17 protein-coding genes and 1 pseudogene are annotated in these 16,860 nt (G+C 46.3%); 4 read left to right on the plus strand and 14 right to left on the minus strand.

Annotated elements, in window-relative coordinates; genetic code table 11:
• Positions 1-228 precede the first annotated feature (228 nt).
• The 7 genes from ACFRAM_RS12400 to ACFRAM_RS12430 all read right to left on the minus strand — a co-directional run bounded on the left by ACFRAM_RS12400 (position 229) and on the right by ACFRAM_RS12430 (position 6,948).
• Positions 229-1,056, minus strand: coding sequence for a carbohydrate ABC transporter permease (locus tag ACFRAM_RS12400; RefSeq protein ID WP_379466120.1), 828 nt, complete (start codon positions 1,054-1,056; stop codon positions 229-231).
• The gene (locus tag ACFRAM_RS12405) at positions 1,056-1,937 is read right to left on the minus strand and encodes a carbohydrate ABC transporter permease (protein WP_175374674.1); all 882 of its coding nucleotides are present in this window, start codon (positions 1,935-1,937) and stop codon (positions 1,056-1,058) included. The genes ACFRAM_RS12400 and ACFRAM_RS12405 overlap by 1 nt, the downstream gene beginning before the upstream one ends.
• Positions 1,938-2,034: 97 nt before the next feature.
• Positions 2,035-3,330 (minus strand): ABC transporter substrate-binding protein, encoded by a 1,296-nt coding sequence (locus ACFRAM_RS12410; protein ID WP_379466121.1) that lies wholly within the window; start codon positions 3,328-3,330, stop codon positions 2,035-2,037.
• Positions 3,331-3,421: 91 nt separating this feature from the next.
• On the minus strand, positions 3,422-4,507 hold the full coding sequence (locus ACFRAM_RS12415; protein WP_379466122.1) for a response regulator transcription factor: 1,086 nt from the start codon (positions 4,505-4,507) through the stop codon (positions 3,422-3,424).
• Positions 4,497-6,284: a sensor histidine kinase gene (locus tag ACFRAM_RS12420; RefSeq protein WP_379466123.1), complete on the minus strand. Its 1,788-nt coding sequence runs from the start codon at positions 6,282-6,284 to the stop codon at positions 4,497-4,499. The genes ACFRAM_RS12415 and ACFRAM_RS12420 overlap by 11 nt, the downstream gene beginning before the upstream one ends.
• A gap of 233 nt (positions 6,285-6,517) precedes the next feature.
• Positions 6,518-6,634, minus strand: coding sequence for a YjcZ family sporulation protein (locus tag ACFRAM_RS12425; RefSeq protein WP_217622566.1), 117 nt, complete (start codon positions 6,632-6,634; stop codon positions 6,518-6,520).
• Between the two features lie 185 nt (positions 6,635-6,819).
• Positions 6,820-6,948: a YjcZ family sporulation protein gene (locus tag ACFRAM_RS12430; RefSeq protein WP_379466124.1), complete on the minus strand. Its 129-nt coding sequence runs from the start codon at positions 6,946-6,948 to the stop codon at positions 6,820-6,822.
• 121 nt (positions 6,949-7,069) lie between these two features.
• Here ACFRAM_RS12430 and ACFRAM_RS12435 point away from each other — a divergent pair, with 121 nt between their 5' ends.
• The gene (locus ACFRAM_RS12435) at positions 7,070-7,531 is read left to right on the plus strand and encodes a GNAT family N-acetyltransferase (protein WP_379466125.1); all 462 of its coding nucleotides are present in this window, start codon (positions 7,070-7,072) and stop codon (positions 7,529-7,531) included.
• 127 nt (positions 7,532-7,658) lie between these two features.
• A complete protein-coding gene (locus ACFRAM_RS12440) occupies positions 7,659-8,642 on the plus strand; it encodes a phosphotransferase enzyme family protein (RefSeq protein WP_379466126.1) in 984 nt (327 codons plus the stop codon).
• A gap of 3 nt (positions 8,643-8,645) precedes the next feature.
• On the opposite strand, the gene ACFRAM_RS12445 is transcribed toward ACFRAM_RS12440, so the two are convergent.
• The gene (locus tag ACFRAM_RS12445) at positions 8,646-9,266 is read right to left on the minus strand and encodes a histidine phosphatase family protein (protein ID WP_379466127.1); all 621 of its coding nucleotides are present in this window, start codon (positions 9,264-9,266) and stop codon (positions 8,646-8,648) included.
• Positions 9,267-9,383: 117 nt separating this feature from the next.
• On the opposite strand from ACFRAM_RS12445, the gene ACFRAM_RS12450 reads away from it, so the two are divergent.
• Positions 9,384-10,307: a LysR family transcriptional regulator gene (locus ACFRAM_RS12450; protein ID WP_379466128.1), complete on the plus strand. Its 924-nt coding sequence runs from the start codon at positions 9,384-9,386 to the stop codon at positions 10,305-10,307.
• A 122-nt stretch (positions 10,308-10,429) separates the two neighbouring features.
• Here the strand turns inward: ACFRAM_RS12450 and deoD are convergent, their stop codons facing one another.
• The 5 genes and pseudogenes from deoD to ACFRAM_RS12475 all read right to left on the minus strand — a co-directional run bounded on the left by deoD (position 10,430) and on the right by ACFRAM_RS12475 (position 14,582).
• Positions 10,430-11,137, minus strand: coding sequence for a purine-nucleoside phosphorylase (gene deoD, locus ACFRAM_RS12455; protein ID WP_066370252.1), 708 nt, complete (start codon positions 11,135-11,137; stop codon positions 10,430-10,432).
• 26 nt (positions 11,138-11,163) lie between these two features.
• A complete protein-coding gene (gene deoB, locus ACFRAM_RS12460; protein WP_379466129.1) occupies positions 11,164-12,345 on the minus strand; it encodes a phosphopentomutase in 1,182 nt (393 codons plus the stop codon).
• A 17-nt stretch (positions 12,346-12,362) separates the two neighbouring features.
• Positions 12,363-12,767 (minus strand): annotated as a pseudogene (locus tag ACFRAM_RS12465) (cytidine deaminase); the annotation flags it as partial.
• Between the two features lie 50 nt (positions 12,768-12,817).
• Positions 12,818-13,486, minus strand: coding sequence for a deoxyribose-phosphate aldolase (gene deoC / locus ACFRAM_RS12470; RefSeq protein ID WP_175374665.1), 669 nt, complete (start codon positions 13,484-13,486; stop codon positions 12,818-12,820).
• Between the two features lie 160 nt (positions 13,487-13,646).
• The gene (locus ACFRAM_RS12475; RefSeq protein ID WP_379466130.1) at positions 13,647-14,582 is read right to left on the minus strand and encodes a DNA-binding transcriptional repressor DeoR; all 936 of its coding nucleotides are present in this window, start codon (positions 14,580-14,582) and stop codon (positions 13,647-13,649) included.
• A 198-nt stretch (positions 14,583-14,780) separates the two neighbouring features.
• Between ACFRAM_RS12475 and ACFRAM_RS12480 the strand changes: the two genes are divergently transcribed.
• The gene (locus ACFRAM_RS12480; RefSeq protein ID WP_379466131.1) at positions 14,781-16,082 is read left to right on the plus strand and encodes an MFS transporter; all 1,302 of its coding nucleotides are present in this window, start codon (positions 14,781-14,783) and stop codon (positions 16,080-16,082) included.
• A gap of 102 nt (positions 16,083-16,184) precedes the next feature.
• Here ACFRAM_RS12480 and ACFRAM_RS12485 read toward each other — a convergent pair whose 3' ends face one another.
• On the minus strand, positions 16,185-16,859 hold the full coding sequence (locus ACFRAM_RS12485) for a hypothetical protein (RefSeq protein WP_379466132.1): 675 nt from the start codon (positions 16,857-16,859) through the stop codon (positions 16,185-16,187).
• Position 16,860 lies beyond the last annotated feature (1 nt).

The raw sequence follows: 16,860 nt of genomic DNA on the forward strand, positions 1-16,860 counted from the left end.
ATCACCATTTCTCCTTCGTTGCCGCGGAATTAAGGTACAAAAATGCGCTTATTTACGTATCCGCGCGGATGGAAGCAAACCGGGGCTGAAACAAGCGACTGTCCACCTCTGTAATTTGTTCAATTAATGATACCTTATTCAAATAAAGAACAAGCCGGCAACCTCTCTTTCGAGTGTTTGCCGGCTTGTTTTCCATTAAGTATAGTTGTCGCTTCAGTATAACGCGTATTAACCCTTAACCGCACCTTCTGTGATTCCTTCCATGATAAAGCGTTGGAAGAAAGCGTAGATGATAACAACTGGAATCGCGGTCAGTACCAGAGCGGCCAGAATCAGCGACCATTCTTTGTTGTACTCACCGAACAGCATGTTTGTGGACAAGATCAAGGTGTACTTGTTCACGTCTGTCAGCATAAGCAGTGGAAGCAGGAAGTCATTCCAGATCCACAGGAAGTCAAGAATACCAATGGTAACAGTGATCGGAAGCAGCAGCGGCAGAATGATCCGGAAGAAGGTCTGGAACTCACCACATCCGTCCATGTGAGCCGACTCTTCAAGCTCCTTAGGAATTCCTTTTACAAATCCATGATAGAGGAACACGGCCATGTTCACGCCAAGTCCGATATAGATCAGTCCCAGACCAAACACGCTACCTTGTACATCCAGCGTTCTGGTGACACGGGACAACGAGATCATGATCGAGTGGAATGGTACCAGCATCGAAGCGATGAACAGGAAGAACAACGCACTGCTAAGCTTGCCTGGTGTTCTGGACAGTTTGTATCCGGCCATGGAAGCGAACAACAGGATGCCCCCAATACCGACAATCGAGACGATTACAGAGTTCTTCACGCTATTGAACAAGTGAATCTTGGCGAAGGCCTGACTGTAGTTCTCAAAATGAAGCTGGGTAGGTAAGGACAAAATGTTTTTGAAGATCTCTCCTTGCGTCTTGAAGGAGTTGATGATCGCCATATAGATCGGGAAAAACGCTAGCGCAGCTCCGATGATCAGGACAATCAGGATGATTGTAGAGGACAGTTTGCTGCTTTTCATTATGCCTCCACCTCATTTCTTTTCGTTACACGAATTTGGATCAAGGTGACAAGCAGGATAATGATGAACAGAATGACCGATTTCGCACTCGCATATCCATAACGGAAGTTATTGGAGAATGCTTCTTCATAAATATTCATCGTAATAACCTGTGTGCTGCGGCCAGGACCGCCGCCTGTCAAACCGAATACAACTTCAAATACTTTAAACGCGCCGTTTAGGGTGAGGAAGAAACAGATTGTAATCGCATGAGAAATCATTGGCAGTGTAATATGTCTAAAGGTTTGCACCGGATTGGCACCGTCAATAACTGCCGCTTCCTTCAAGCTTTGTGGAACACCTTGCAGGCCGGCTAAGTAAATGATCATCATGTATCCTACACCATTCCATAACGACACGATGACAATCGAGAAGAAGGAGAATTTAGGATCGCCGATCCAGGATTGATCCAGGAACAGCAAGGCTGTTTTTTCAGCAAGCTGTGGGAGCACCTGAGTGAAGACGAACGTCCACATGAATGCACTAATGATCAAACTGATCATATTTGGCATGAAGAAGATGGTTCGGAAGAAGCCTTTGAAACGTGTCCGTGATTCAATAAACACAGCTAGCAGCAAAGCCAGCACGTTTTGCAGAATTACCATTACTACAACGTACTTCAGGGTAAACAGTAAAGCATTGATAAAATCAGGGTCATCAGTCAGCGCTTCGACAAAGTTGGCAAAGCCGACAAAACTATAATTTCGGTTCAGCCCGTTCCAGTCTGTAATACTGTAGAACATCCCGCCAATAGTTGGAATGAGCATAAACAGAGTATAGAACAGTAAGGCTGGGCCCACGAAGTATAACATCGAGCGCAGGTTGCGGGATTTCTTTAACATGATGGCACTCACCTCTTTAGGTTTAAAATACCAGAGGGAGAAAGGCAATTTCGGTTGAAATGGCCTTTCCGCCCTCCCTATCCATTATTTTTAGTCTTTATTTGTTTACTTTATTGTAGTCTTTCCAAGCTTTGTCGAGTGCCTTAATAACATCATCCTGTGACAATTGTTTCGAGAAGTAGCTTTGCAGCCCTTTACCCACTTCATCTTTTACAGCTTGCGGGATGGATGGATCGCGGTAAGCTTTTCCTTCTTTTACATACACTGTAGCGTCGTCAACCCATGGGTAGCTCTTATAGTTATGAATACTTGCTACAGGGTTAAACTTCATGCTTTCGTAGAATCCGCTGGACTCTTTGTCATCCAGTACGAAGTTGATGAAATCAAGAGCAACATCTTTGTTCTTGCTTGTAGGCGATACAACCAGGGAAGTGGAAGCACCCAGGTTAATCAGTGTCTGAGCAGGGTTGTCGCTGAGTGGCAGTGGTGCTACGCCAAAGTCGATGTCCGGGTTAGCTTTTTGAATGGTTTCAGCATACCATGGACCTTGTACCCACATTGCTGCTTTACCGTTCGCAAAGGCAGCCGCACCGTCGTCACCGCCGACTTCAAGCGCTTTGTTCGTGCCGTTGGCGTTAACCAGATCAATTATATCGAACATGGATTTCATTTCTGCGAAGGAACCTTCGTTTTTGTTCATCCGTTCGATGAAGTCTTTATTTCCTGTCTCAATTTGTGCCCCTACTGACAATGGCAGGAACAACTGCGGAATCCATGATTCTTTATAAGCAAGTTCAAACGGTGTGATGTTGTTTTTCTTCAATGTTTCTACAAGCGTCTTCATTTCAGACAGTGTAGTTGGCGGCGTTACTTTGAGGTCAGAGAAAATTTTCTTATTGTACAAGTAACCCCAAGATACGCTTTCCAGCGGCACTGCTACGACTTTGTTGTCGATGGTTACCGAAGGCTTCACGCTTTCCAGCAGCTTGCCTACAAATGGCTGGCTGGTGAGGTCTTCAAGATAGCCTGCTTTGTAGAAAGATGGAATTTCGTTGATCGCGTGAATGGAGAAAATGTCCGGCGCGTCATTGGATGCAAGTCTTGTTTTAAGGATCTGGGATGCGTTGTCCGAGTTAGGCATTTCCAATTGGACTTTCACATCTATGTTTTTCTCTGCTTTTTCTTTGGCAACAAATTTATCGATGTATTGATCAAACTGATCCTTAAAACGCGGCAATCCGATGAACATTTTAAGCGTAACTGTTTTTTCCGAGCCTTTTCCACCAGTTTCGGCATTACTGCTTCCGTTGCCCGCACCACTGTTAGAACCACAACCAGCCAGAAGCAATACTGTCATCATTGCGCTTGCCGTTACTTTCCATGACTTCTTCATTCTGTAAACCCCCTCAAATGTTGTCTCGTTCTTGTTTACGCTTTCATTGTACATCCAAAATGAAAGCGGTTAATTAGACGAAATTAGTCTCTTAGCTTGTACTATTTTGAACCTCACCTTCTCCTTTTCGCATTTCACCGGGTGCCAGGCCAAATTGCTTCTTGAACACTCTGTAAAAATAACCCAGCTCCTCATAGCCGCACAGCTCAGCCACAGACTTGATGGAGAGATGATCATGAAGCAGCAGATGCCGTGCACGCTCCATCCGCAATTTGGTCATATAATCCGTCAGATTCAGCCCAAATTCCTGTTTAAACACCTTGCTCAAATACTCCTTGCTGACAAAAAAGGATCTCGCCAGGGCTTCCAGTTTTATATTCTCTGTAAAATTCTGATCCACAAAACGCTTAATTTCTTCCAAATTCAAGCGGTTCTTATTTTTTCTATGCTGCACAAGTTCCTTCAACGCAGAAAGATACATCCCTGACACTTGCTGCATCAGCTCATCCACCGTATGGAGTGCTGCCAGATTCTCCTCTGCATATTCATTCGCGATCTCTTGAGAATTACTGTGCATCAAATCCCGCAGCAGCAGCAGCAGCTCTTCTCCAATACGTGCGAGCGTCGAAGGCGTGACCCCCAGCAGGATCAGCTTGTCCTTCAGCTCATTCAGACTGTCCTGCAGACTCTCCGCATTCAAGTCATTATAATGAGCGGCCAATGCTGGCCTGAATGTTAGGATAGCCTGAAGGAGATCCAATCTTAGACCCATACCATCACCAGACTTCTTAAGCAGCGTATCTTCTGCCTTTTGCCGGCACTGCAGCAGCACCTGATTCAGTTCCTGGGGATCGACGGGCTTCAACAAATATTCGTCCGCTCTGCAGCGAATCGCTTGGCGTGTATACATGAAATCATCATACCCGCTGATCACAATGATCCGAATGTCTGGATGGTGATCATTCAAATATTGCAGCAGCCTGACTCCATCTACACCGGGCATGTTCATGTCTGTGATGACGATATGAATATCTCCCGTCTCTATTGCCTTGATCGCTTCCTCCCCATCCTCTGCCTCAGCTGCAAGGTGTATACCATACTGTTCCCAATTTCCAAAGGTTTTAATAATTTCTCGGTTCCATTGCTCATCATCCACGATCATGGCGTTAATATTCATGCTGATCACCAACCTTCACTATAGGGATATACATACTCACCCGGGCACCGCCATCAGGTTGATTGTTAATTATCACTCCGTACTTTTCGCCAAAATAGAGCTTGATCCGGGCACTTACATTATACAGACCTATCGAATTCCCGCTGGTCCAGTAAGGGTCGAGCGGCTCAGCCAACCGGGCACGAACTTCTTCTAATCGGGCCGGAGAGATCCCCATCCCATTATCCTCGACCTGAATCAGCAGACCGTTATGATGTGGGACCAGACGGAGGCTGAGCTTCCATACCCCTTTTTTACGATCAAAACCGTGCATGAACGCATTCTCCACCAAGGGATGAAGCGACAGCTTCGGAACGAGAATATCCTCCCACAGCGGAGGTATCTCCACTTCATAATTCAGCTTATCGGCATAACGCTGCTGTTGAATGTTCATATAATTGTTCAGATGTTTGATTTCCATACCCAGGGTAGTCAGCTCTCCCGGATCACGTATCGTATAGCGGAACATATCACTGAGTGATTGAATGATGCTGTAGATATCACTCGGTTTCTTGGAATAGGCCATACTACCGATCATCTGCAGTGTGTTTTGCAGAAAATGCGGATTGATCTGTGCTTGCAGCGCTTTCAATTGGGCTGTCTGCCTCTCCAGATTGATGGTATATTCGTTGCGGATATGCTCACGAATCCGGCTGGACATGGTCTGGAATCTCTTCTCCAGCATCCCGATTTCGTCTTCACGGTTGGAATGGGGAACCCCCTCACCCTTAAGCCAATTCAATCCGCTCATGGATCTGGCCAGACGGATAATAGGCCCCGACACTCTGTAGGCTACAAATGCGGCAATCAATGCCGATAGTAAAGCAGATATAACTCCGATAATCAAACCATAAGTTTGAGTGACAGAGCCACTTTGCATAACATAACTTACAGGCAGCACCTTAACTACCGTCAGCCCCCACGGCTCCAAGTAATTATAAAAGATATAGTGGTCAGGAGTACGCACATATCCAGTTCCCTGAGCGGACCAATCTACGTCTTTCGTAGCTGGCATGGTGCCTTCTTTGAGCTGATACATCACCTTCCCGCCGGAGTTAACGATATATACCCCTGCTTCCTGCTCTGAGTTCAATAGGCCCAACGCATTATCCATCATTTTCCATTTCACTTCGAACCTGATGCTTCCCAGCTTGTCTTTATTCTCAAAACGATTGATGCTCCGGATCAGGTTAAAGTTCGCTGATGACCCGTCGCTATCTTTAATAATATAATCCGCTTGCTGCTCCACAATATCACGCCAGATTGGAGTATCCACTACAGGAGACTGAATAGTGTCCCGCATATCGTTAATGGTAAACAGCTTGTTCTTCTCCTTGAGATATAGCTGAATCTCCACGAGACTGTTATAACCGGAGTAGAAGATCGACGTAATGTTATTAATAACATTGCGCTGGACGGTAAATTGGTCTGACACACTTCCGTCCTCTTCCTTCGTGTACTCATTTAGTGTCGGGCTGATAAGGATCGTGTAAATCATATTGTTGAGTTGGGTAAAATTCTTATCTACCGCCTCACCAGACCAGGCGATTTTGGAGAGATTGGACTGGATTACCTCTTGTTCCATTACTTTTCGGGTATTCTCAGTCGCCAGCCATGTCACCACAATTATTGGAATGACCGAAATACAAAGCATAATCAAGATAAGCTTGCTGCGAATCGTCCGTTTAAACGGCTCTGACAGCCATCGATAGATAGAGCCTGGCCATTTCAAAAGCATCTCTTCCCCTCTGTCTTCACTCTTATCCATAAGTTCAAATGATACTTTAACGCTTCAGCCTTCGGCTGTATGGGTTTAGGTAGGTTACATCAAGCGTCGCCGGATTGTCAATCTTTCTTAAGCCTCAGAGCATTTGATTCCCTAAAGGGTTGTATGTACATCAAAAATCGCCAGTACGAATACTGGCGATGTGTCACATGGGTGCAAAGCCTAAAACAAGAAAAAATTAGAGATTAGATAACGAATGCTTTAGAGATGATGACCAGCAAAATAAACAAAACAAGAATTGCTGTTGTAGATGTAAAACCACCGTATCCGCCAACTCCGCCAACTCCGCCAACTTCACTCATTTGTAATTCCTCCTTTATTTTTGAGTACAGCTTAGAATATGCATATCTGACCTTTCCGCTTGGGTGAATGAGAAATAAAGCAAAAATAAATAACCCTTTTCAATGAAAAATCAATGAAAGATGACCCCCAACAAGCGGAGGTCATCACTGGAATACTTATATTCCTTTACAAAATAAAGTATTATCTAGATAAAGCATGCACTAAGAATAATGACCAACAAGATGTACAGTACAAGAATGGCACCTGTGGATGTAAAACCTACGTGAGGGTGATGATGGTGGCCCCACGCTGCTCCTGCGACTTTGTCACTCATAATTTTCTTCCTCCTTCGTTATGAACCCTCATAATTGAATACACCACAACATATGTAGTTCATTCGCCTCTTGCTTGGGCATGCGCGGAAACACAATAGTTTATGGAATGGAGAGAGTATTTTGTATGAAATTGTAGCGTTAAATGAACGAATGGATTTATTTGAACAAGCTGTAAAGTTGTTCTGGGAAGAATGGGGCAGTGAGACCAATTACCCATTTTATTATGATTGCATGAAGCACTCTTGTCAGCCGGATCAGAGTCTGCCGAAATTTTATTTGGCGCTGCAACAAGATTCATCCATAGTGGGTACATATGCTTTACTCAGGAATGATCTTATTAGCCGTCAGGATCTATTCCCTTGGCTTGCCTGCTTGTATGTTGCTCCTGAGTTGAGAGGCAATAGCTTCGGCGCAGCGTTACTTCAACATGCTCTTGATGAGACCCATAAAATGGGACATAATTCTCTCTATCTCTGTACCGATCTTGAGCACTATTACGAGAAATATGGCTGGAGCTATTTATCTGAGGGTTTTATTTTCAATGGTGAGCGCACGAAGATATATGTTCATCCAGCAGGGTGATTACTCGGAAAGCCAGTCTGCGTACAACAACCCTGTATTCCGGCATAATTCGTTTATAACCAATTTTTCACTTAAGCTCCCCGCTACTCCTTTGATACAATGGAACAAATAATTCATTGATGGGGGCATGATTTTGGATCAGATCTTAGGTAAAGCCGCTTCAGCACTACAGCAATATCATATCCAGGCAGATTCCGTTCAGCTTATCGGTCAAAGTGCAAATTTGATTTATAAGGTTACTGATATTCACAATAATAGCTATAGCCTGCGATTTCACCAGTCCAATAGTGCGACTATGGAGGATATCTGGACTGAACCGAATGTTCTCGCATCAGAAATGGTATGGCTGGAAGCTCTAGCTGAAAAGGAAGATCTAATCACTCCAAGGCCGTACAGGAATACACAGGGACATTTCGTATCCGATGTGAATGGTATCAGTTGTACATTAATCAGCTGGATAGAAGGTGAACAAAAGCCTTTTATCCCTACCGTAGAAGATGCTGAACAGGTTGGGCATATGATCGGTAGGCTGCATAAGCAGTCAGCAGCATGGAACGTTCCTGCCTCATTCACCCGTCCTTCTTTTGACCGAAACCGCATTTTGCAAGCTCTTGATAAAATCAAAACTTTGGCGGCAAGTGGTACACTCGATCCAGCAGACACGGCTGTGTTGCTTGAAGCTGGCAATAAAGCAATACTGATGAAGGATCGTTTAGAGAGAAATAAGGACAACTGGGGGATGATTCACGCCGACCTGATCCCAAGTAATTTTATATTTAATAACGGTGAAGCCTGCCCGATCGACTTTGGAGCATGCGGGTTTGGATATTTCCTGAGCGACCTTGGCTGGGCGTTCTCTTATATTCATCCGGCGTTCAGACAGCCAATGATTGCGGCCTATGCGAAGCATTTTCCACTACCCGAGGATCATATCCTACTACTAGAAGGCTTTTTCGTCGCTACACAGCTTGAAACCATGAATTTCTGGCTCGGACTGCCCGTTGTAATGGAATGGTTCCCCGATCATATTAGCAAGTTAGCACATAGAGAATTCAGACACTATATCAATGAAGAGTCCTTCCTGTTTACCGGAACACCCTATTGGGAGTAATTCCTATTCTTTATAATGTGAGGTGTCACCATAGAGTTCTACGTGAACATCACCGTTGCACAGTACGATTTTGCTAAGGCTGGTCGACAAAATGTCGGGCAGCTCTCTTAGCTCGTGCAGCTTTTTGCCCAGATAATATCCCATAATGACCTTCAAGGTAATACGGTGCGTCACCAAAAGTACATTGCCTCCAGTATGTCTGCCCATGATATCCTCCACCGCAGGAATCACCCGTTCCAGCAGTGCCGCGTAGCTCTCTCCCTTGCCGGATGGCTGATACAGGTGTGGAGCCTCCCAGAAACTATGAAACTGCTCCGCATCTTTCTCCTGAATGTCTTCAATAAGCTGTCCTTCCCACAGACCCATGTTGATCTCTCTTAACTCAGCTTTGGTCCGCAGTTCCCCAGATCTGTCGCCCTGAATAATATGGGCCGTGCTTATCGCCCTTGGACTAGTACTGCTGTAGATGGCCTCAAATGGCACCTTCTGCAATCGTTCTTGAAGCCATTCGGCCTGCTCTTTCCCTGTAATGGTTAACGGAGAATCCTGATGTCCCTGCATCCGTCCCTGCAAATTCCACTCGGTCTGGCCATGTCTCGTCAAATACAATGTAGTCTCAGTCATGCTGTATCTCTCCCTCACTGTGAATGTAATTGGAGTATACTATGTATATCTATAGATTAAAATTATATAATATCTATAATATATAACTTCAGTATATAAAGAGGTGCGGCGTAATCTATGTTAAATCTTCATGTCTTGAGGCTGTTCTATACAGTTGCCACTACAGGCAGCGTAACTCGGGCCTCGCAGAAGCTGAATATCAGCCAACCTGCCATTTCGGCCCAAATCCATAAGTTTGAGAAGGAACACAATATTGTATTGTTTGAGATACAGGGCAGACAGCTTGTACTTACACCTCTTGGAGAGCAGTTGATTCAACCGCTTCAAAAGCTGTTTGCACTTGAAGAACAAGTGCAGCTGCGCATCGAGGATCATCACAGCCATCCCAAAGGCAAGCTGCGGATTGTCGGCAATTACCTGGCTACCAGTATTCTGATTCCGTCCTGGGCCGCTTTGTTCAAGAAGAAGTACGCGGAGGTGGAGGTGCAGATCAGCACAGCCAATTCCCGGGAAGCCCTTGAGAAATTAATGAATTTCGAAGCAGATGTCGCGATCTACGGCCTTGGGGACATGCCCCTGCCAATTGCGCAAGGGCTCCACTGGACAGAATTGTATGATGACGAGTTCTGGTTCGTGGTGTCTCCAGAGCATAAATATGCCAACCAGGTAATCTCGCTGCGTGACATGATGGCTGAACCCTTTATCATGCGGGAGGCAGGCAGTGTAGCCAGGGAGCGGCTCACACAGTTATGTGAGGAGCACCACCTCCCCCCTCCTAATATTGAACTGCAATTCACTGGAATGAGCGGGTCCATTCATGCGGTTAGTGCCGGCTATGGAGCGAGCTTCATTTCATTACTAGTCGCCAACTCTTATGTAACCCATGGGAAGCTTGCCAAAGTGAATGTAACTGGTGTGAATTTGAAGAACACTATAGTCATGTGCACAAGGCAACAGGAGCATGTCGAGCCGCTTGTCGAGAAATTCGTAGCGATCGCCATCCACAATAAAAACTCCATGAGTAGTGAACATATTTTATGAAAAGACATGAATAAAGAGCTTACTACAGCCTCAGTGTACCCATACGATTAATGTATTCTGCATAAAAAAGACATCCCTGCCGACCGTTTCCGGTACAAGGATGTCTTTACTTGCTTATGCTATTACAGGGAATGCACTGTATCCAGTGCTACTTCCATCATGTCGTTGAACGTGCTTTGACGTTCTTCGGAGGTTGTTTCTTCTCCAGTCAATAGATGGTCGCTTACAGTCAGGATCGTAAGAGCGTTCACGCCGTATTTTGCAGCCAGTGTGTAAAGAGCAGTGCTCTCCATCTCTACACCCAGCACACCATGATCCATCAGCTTTTGCACAATGGCTTTGTCATCACGGTAGAACGTGTCCGAGCAGAAGACGTTACCGACATGCATTTTCAGACCTTTAGCAGTACCACGCTCATAGGCAGACTTTAGCATTTGGAAATTCGCGATCGGCGAGAAGTCATAACCCCCGAATACGTGACGGTTCACACTGGAATCCGTACAGGAAGCTTGGGCGAGAATGACCTCGCGAACACGAACACTTTCCTGCATGGCACCACAGGTACCGACGCGAACCAGGTTCTTCACGCCATACTCGCGGATCAATTCATTAACATAGATACTGATGGAAGGTACACCCATTCCTGTACCTTGTACAGAAATCTTCTGGCCTTTATAGGTTCCGGTAAATCCGAGCATACCGCGGACCTGGTTATAGCAGGTAACATCCTCAAGATAAGTCTCGGCGATAAACTTCGCACGAAGCGGATCTCCCGGCAATAGTACCGTTTCGGCAATCTCTCCTGCTTTGGCTCCAATATGAACACTCATGGTCATTTCTCCTTTAGGCTGGTTAATTATTTCAGATCCGCTAAAAAGCTCTTACCATACTCCGGCATGGTGACGTTAAAGTTCTCAGCCACGGTTGCTCCGATATCTGCAAAGGTTTTCCGGATTGGCAAGGCTTGTCCGCCTCCCGCAAAGCGCGGCGAATAGACCAGAAGCGGCACATACTCACGGGTGTGATCCGTTCCGCGGTAGGTTGGATCATTTCCGTGATCCGCGGTGATGATCAGAAGATCGTCACTGGTCATTTTGGCGAACACTTCAGGCAGCCTGGTATCGAAATCCTCCAGAGCATCGGCGTAGCCCTGCGGGTCCCGGCGGTGGCCGTACAACGCATCAAAGTCTACCAGATTTAAGAAGCTGAGTCCATGGAAAGGTTCATCCAGCGTGGCAATGATTTTATCCATCCCATCTGAATTGGACACTGTACGGATACTCCGTGTAACACCTTCACCATCGTAAATATCCGATATTTTCCCCAAGGCAATGACATCATAGTTAGCGTCCTTCAAGGCATTCATCACCGTCGGGTTAAATGGCTTCAGCGCATAATCATGACGGTTCGCGGTACGTTTGAAGTTACCCGCCTCACCAACGAACGGTCTGGCAATAATTCTACCCAGCATGTAAGGATCTGCGAGCGTAATTTCCCGGCAGTACTCACAAATCTCATACAGCTCTTTTAACGGCACAATGTCCTCATGGGCTGCGATTTGCAGCACGGAATCCGCAGAGGTGTATACGATGAGCGCCCCTGTCTTCACATGCTCCTCACCCAGCTCGTCTATAATTTCTGTTCCGCTAGCCGGCTTGTTACCGATGATTTTGCGCCCGGTCTTTTGCTCGATTTGGGTAATCAGCGCCTCCGGGAAGCCATGCTCAAAGACACGGAAAGGCGTATCAATATACAGCCCCATGATTTCCCAGTGACCGGTCATTGTATCCTTACCGCGTGAAGCCTCCTGCATTTTCGTATAATAGGCCAATGGCTGGTCAGCAACAGGTACGCCCTGAATTTCTTCGATGTTGGATAAACCGAGTGCTGCGAGATTCGGCATGTTCAGCCCCCCGCGTTCACGGGCAATATGTCCCAGTGTATCTACATCGTAATCATCAAACTCGGCAGCGTCAGGCGCCTCTCCTATCCCTACAGAGTCCATAACAATTAGATGGATTCGTTCAAATGGCTTCATTCGTGAAGACCCCTTCTCTATTTACTCATATCATCCGCTTGGAAAGCACCCGGCAAAAGCTTGGCCATAGTCCACTCCTCGGTATTTCCGGTTAGATTGGTCAGATAAATCTTGGTATTCTCGTCGCAGAATTCGGCCAGCACTTGACGACAGGCCCCACATGGCGACACTGGTCCTTCAGTGTCCGCTACGACAGCAATGGCTTCAATTACATGCTCTCCTTCGGAGACCGCTTTAAAGATGGCAGTACGTTCAGCACAATTGGTCAGCCCATAGGATGCGTTCTCAATATTGCACCCTTTGTAAATCTTCTTGCCCCCGGTGAGTATCGCCGCTCCGACTGCAAATTTAGAATAGGGTACATAGGCAGCATTCCGTGCTTCTATGGCTTCCTTGATTAACTGTTCTTTCATCATGATTCCCTCCTGAGAAGGCCTGTCCCTTGTAGGAACAGACCTGAGATTACAACGTTTTAGTAGGAAGAGTTGGACTGCTCGCCTTCCATGATTTTCACGCCGGAGCTGGCTCCGATTCTGGAAGCGCCCGCTTCGATCATGTTCTGCATGTCCTGAAGGTTACGTACGCCGCCGGATGCCTTAACACCAACATTCTCGCCGACAGTTTTACGCATCAACGCAACGTCCTCTGCAGTAGCACCACCAGTAGAGAAGCCAGTCGATGTCTTCACGAAATCTGCGCCTGCCTTAACTGACAATTGAGAAGCGATCACTTTTTCTTCATTCGTCAGCAGGCTGGTTTCAATAATAACCTTTACAATAGCTTTGCCAGCTGCTGCATCGACTACAGCCTTGATGTCCTGCTCCACATAAGCATGGTCGCCATCTTTCAATGCACCGATATTGATGACCATATCCACCTCAGTGGCTCCGGCAGCAATCGCATTTTGCGCTTCAAAAGCCTTCGTGGCGCTAGTGCTCGCTCCCAGCGGGAATCCGATTACGGTACAGACTTTGACTTTGGTACCAGCCAGCCCTTCAGCAGCATAGCTTACCCATGTAGGGTTAACACACACAGATGCAAATTCATATTTCTTCGCTTCCTCTATTAACTTCGAAATCTCCGCTTTCGTTGCGTCAGCACGCAGAAGCGTATGATCAATCATTCCTGCTAAATTCGACATTTATTCCATCACCTTTCCCGTGAACAATTCTTGAGTCTATGCTACCATATCACGCGTTTGAACACTTGTAAACACACGTATGAAATTACGTTCACGAGTCGATTTACACGTACATGTAAAGTATAGCCCCTTTATCCTTTTGCTAAAAAACAAAGTCCCCTTAACGCAATAACGCTTGTGCGGTGAACTGGTCCGTGATCAGAATATTGGCATATCTGCCCTTAAGCGCAGCGCGGATCGCTTCGGTTTTCCGCTGACCGCCGGCAACCAGAATGGACTTCTCTTTTTTTCCCAATTCAGCAAGATCAATGCCAACCGTGCGATTGTTTAACTCTTCACTGCAAATGGTCCCATCTTTATCGAAAAAGCGTGAGCAAATGTCCCCCGCTCCTGTCCGGCGCAGCAATTCCTGCTCTTCCTTATTGAAATACCCGAGGCGAAACAGCAGCGTATCCTCCTCCACCGTTCCTACTGTAAAGGCTGCGATGTTCGCTTGCCGGCCAAGCTCGATAATCCGCCGAATATGCCGGTCCTCTTCCACCATGGTCTTCACCGCAACACTGTCAAATATCACAGGCAACGGCAAATAACGCGCAATGGTCCGAAAAGCTTCCGCGAACAGATTGACAATCTCCGCCGCATAAGTATTAACTTGAGAATGGCTAACGCCACCCTTCAGTTGAACCACTTCCACACCCTTTACGGGCTTGGATTGCAGTTGAAGCGCTACCGCATGCATTGTAGTGCCCCAGGTCACACCGATAATATCACCGTCCTGCACAGTCTCGTGGATATAGTCCGCTGCTTTTTTACTGATATGCTTCTTGATCTCTTCCGCGTCATTGGTGGGCGAATTGCACAAAACAACGGTATCCAGTCCATATTTTCGTTTCAAATCGCTGGCGAGAAGGTCCAGATCCTCACTGGGATCAATGATCGTAATATTCACGTAGCCCTGGTCCTTGGCATATTGCAGCAGTCTGGAGACAGTCGGGCGGGATAAGCCCATTTTGACGGCAATCTGCTGCTGGCTATAGTCAGACTGATAATAGAGTCTCGCTGCTTGTATGCTCAAACGTTGCTTTTCAATGTCCATGGTCACCCCAACTACCTTAGTATGTTTTGTCCCGCAAGATCCTATAGCGATTTTAAACTATAATGAAGGATGAAAATAGAGGAAAATAAATTGACAACAAAAAGTGTCAATCCTATAATGATTTTAATTCAATTATTTAATTGAATATTCAAAGATAGTGATTCTCTATTCCATTAGATGCAGGGGGAAAGCGTTACAATGAATACAGAAATAGATGCTAACGCATCAACTAAAGGAACCTCATCCAGGCTGGAACAATATGTTCAGTCTCCGGAAGAGCAGCAACGATTATATCGAAGGTCATTGTTCGTTGTAGTACTATCACAAATGTTCGGGGGCGCGGGGCTCGCTGCTGGTATTACCGTCGGAGCACTGCTGGCGCAGGAAATGCTGGGTGCAGATAGCTTCACAGGCGTCCCTACGGCTCTCTTTACATTCGGTTCTGCCGCTGCGGCTTGGATCGTTGGCAGACTTTCGCAACGCTTTGGACGGCGGCTCGGACTGGCTGCAGGTTTTCTGACTGGCGGACTGGGTGCCATTGGCGTTGTGCTGGCAGCTCTAACCACTAATCTTCCACTACTTTTTATTTCCTTATTCATCTATGGTGCCGGAACAGCTACGAATTTGCAGGCTCGCTATGCAGGGACCGATTTGGCCGATTCCAAGAAACGGGCTACAGCGGTAAGTATAGCCATGGTCGCTACCACCTTTGGTGCGGTTGCAGGTCCCAACCTGGTTGAACCTATGGGCCGGTTTGCTGCAATGCTGGGAGTCCCTGCTCTCGCCGGTCCGTTCATTCTTGCTGCTGCGGCTTATATTGTAGCCGGATTGGTATTTTTAATATTCCTGCGTCCTGATCCATTACTGGTAGCCAAAGCCATTGCTGAGCATCAAAGTGTAAATAAGCTGCAGCAGTCTCAAGAAAAGCTGAGTGCTACATCCGTAAATAAACACGGGATCGCTATTGGGGCAATCATCATGATCCTAACGCAAATCGTGATGGTTGCGGTTATGACCATGACGCCTGTACATATGAAGCATCATGGGCATGCGTTAGGGCAAATAGGACTTGTTATTGGCATTCATGTAGGAGCTATGTACCTGCCTTCGCTCGTAACAGGCTTGCTAGTCGATAAAATTGGCCGCAGGGCAATGGCGATTGCCGCGGGTGTTACCCTGCTTCTAGCCGGGATCTTGGCAGCTATAGCACCAGCACAATCTATGATCTTACTGATCATTGCTCTAGCCTTGCTTGGACTGGGCTGGAACTTCGGCTTAATCAGCGGAACAGCTTTCGTAGTTGATGCCACCACTCCATCCAATCGGGCCAAAGTCCAAGGTTCTGTGGATGTCTTAATCGCCCTGGCTGGTGCCTCTGGCGGAGCCTTATCCGGAATGGTAGTAGCCCACTCCAGCTATAGCATCCTTTCCTTAGCTGGGGGAATTCTTGCCCTGCTGCTTGTGCCTGTATTGCTGTGGCCTCGTTCCCAAAGATCATAGGTAACAGATTCTGCGTCAAAGCAGCCAGGCAGCGTCATACTTCCGGCTAAAATTTTTCGTCGAACAGAGAAAAAGGAGCACTCAACTCACGTTGAAGTGCTCCTACAAAAAACCGTTCATTCCACCAAAAATCAGTCCAAAGACATTAAAATAGCTCATGATAATTGACAGTATTAGGGCTATCGGCAGAACGTATATAAATTGCATTTTCTTTTTCGGAATGTTAAATAGCAAAATAAGGATCATGCCTAGATAAATCCCCATTAGATATGGAATTAGGTAATAATGCGTGTGAATAGGTAAGAACGCATGACGTAATTGGACCCCTTCTATCAGCAAGGCTGTGATTGGTAGAGCCATAATAAAAGAAGACAACCATCCTTTTCCACGCGCATACCACATCCAATAGGCACAAACCGGAGACACCAGCGCACATATCCCCCAAAACATAATTTCTTTCCGCGGGAAAAAGTGCAGAACAAGCACTGTATACACATAATAAACGGCAAGCATTGAAGCAAAAAAAGAAAATATTTTGACAGAGGCTAACTTGGGCGAGGAACTAAACACCGACAACAGTGTGGCCACAAACACCCAGATTCCAAGCCGCCCACCGATATTGTCAAAGATGGGGTTCATATTCGGTGTATCCACAAGTTTTGCTGCCAGACCCAAGATAACTCCAAGAATCACTGCCTTAACTATTGAAAATACCTTTTCTTTCGTGGTTGATGGGTTCACGCCTCTAATCTGATTCAATTTGTGGCTTAGACTCATG

This window comes from Paenibacillus sp. NPDC056722 (assembly GCF_042790635.1).
Lineage (GTDB): Bacteria > Bacillota > Bacilli > Paenibacillales > Paenibacillaceae > Paenibacillus_AQ > Paenibacillus_AQ agri.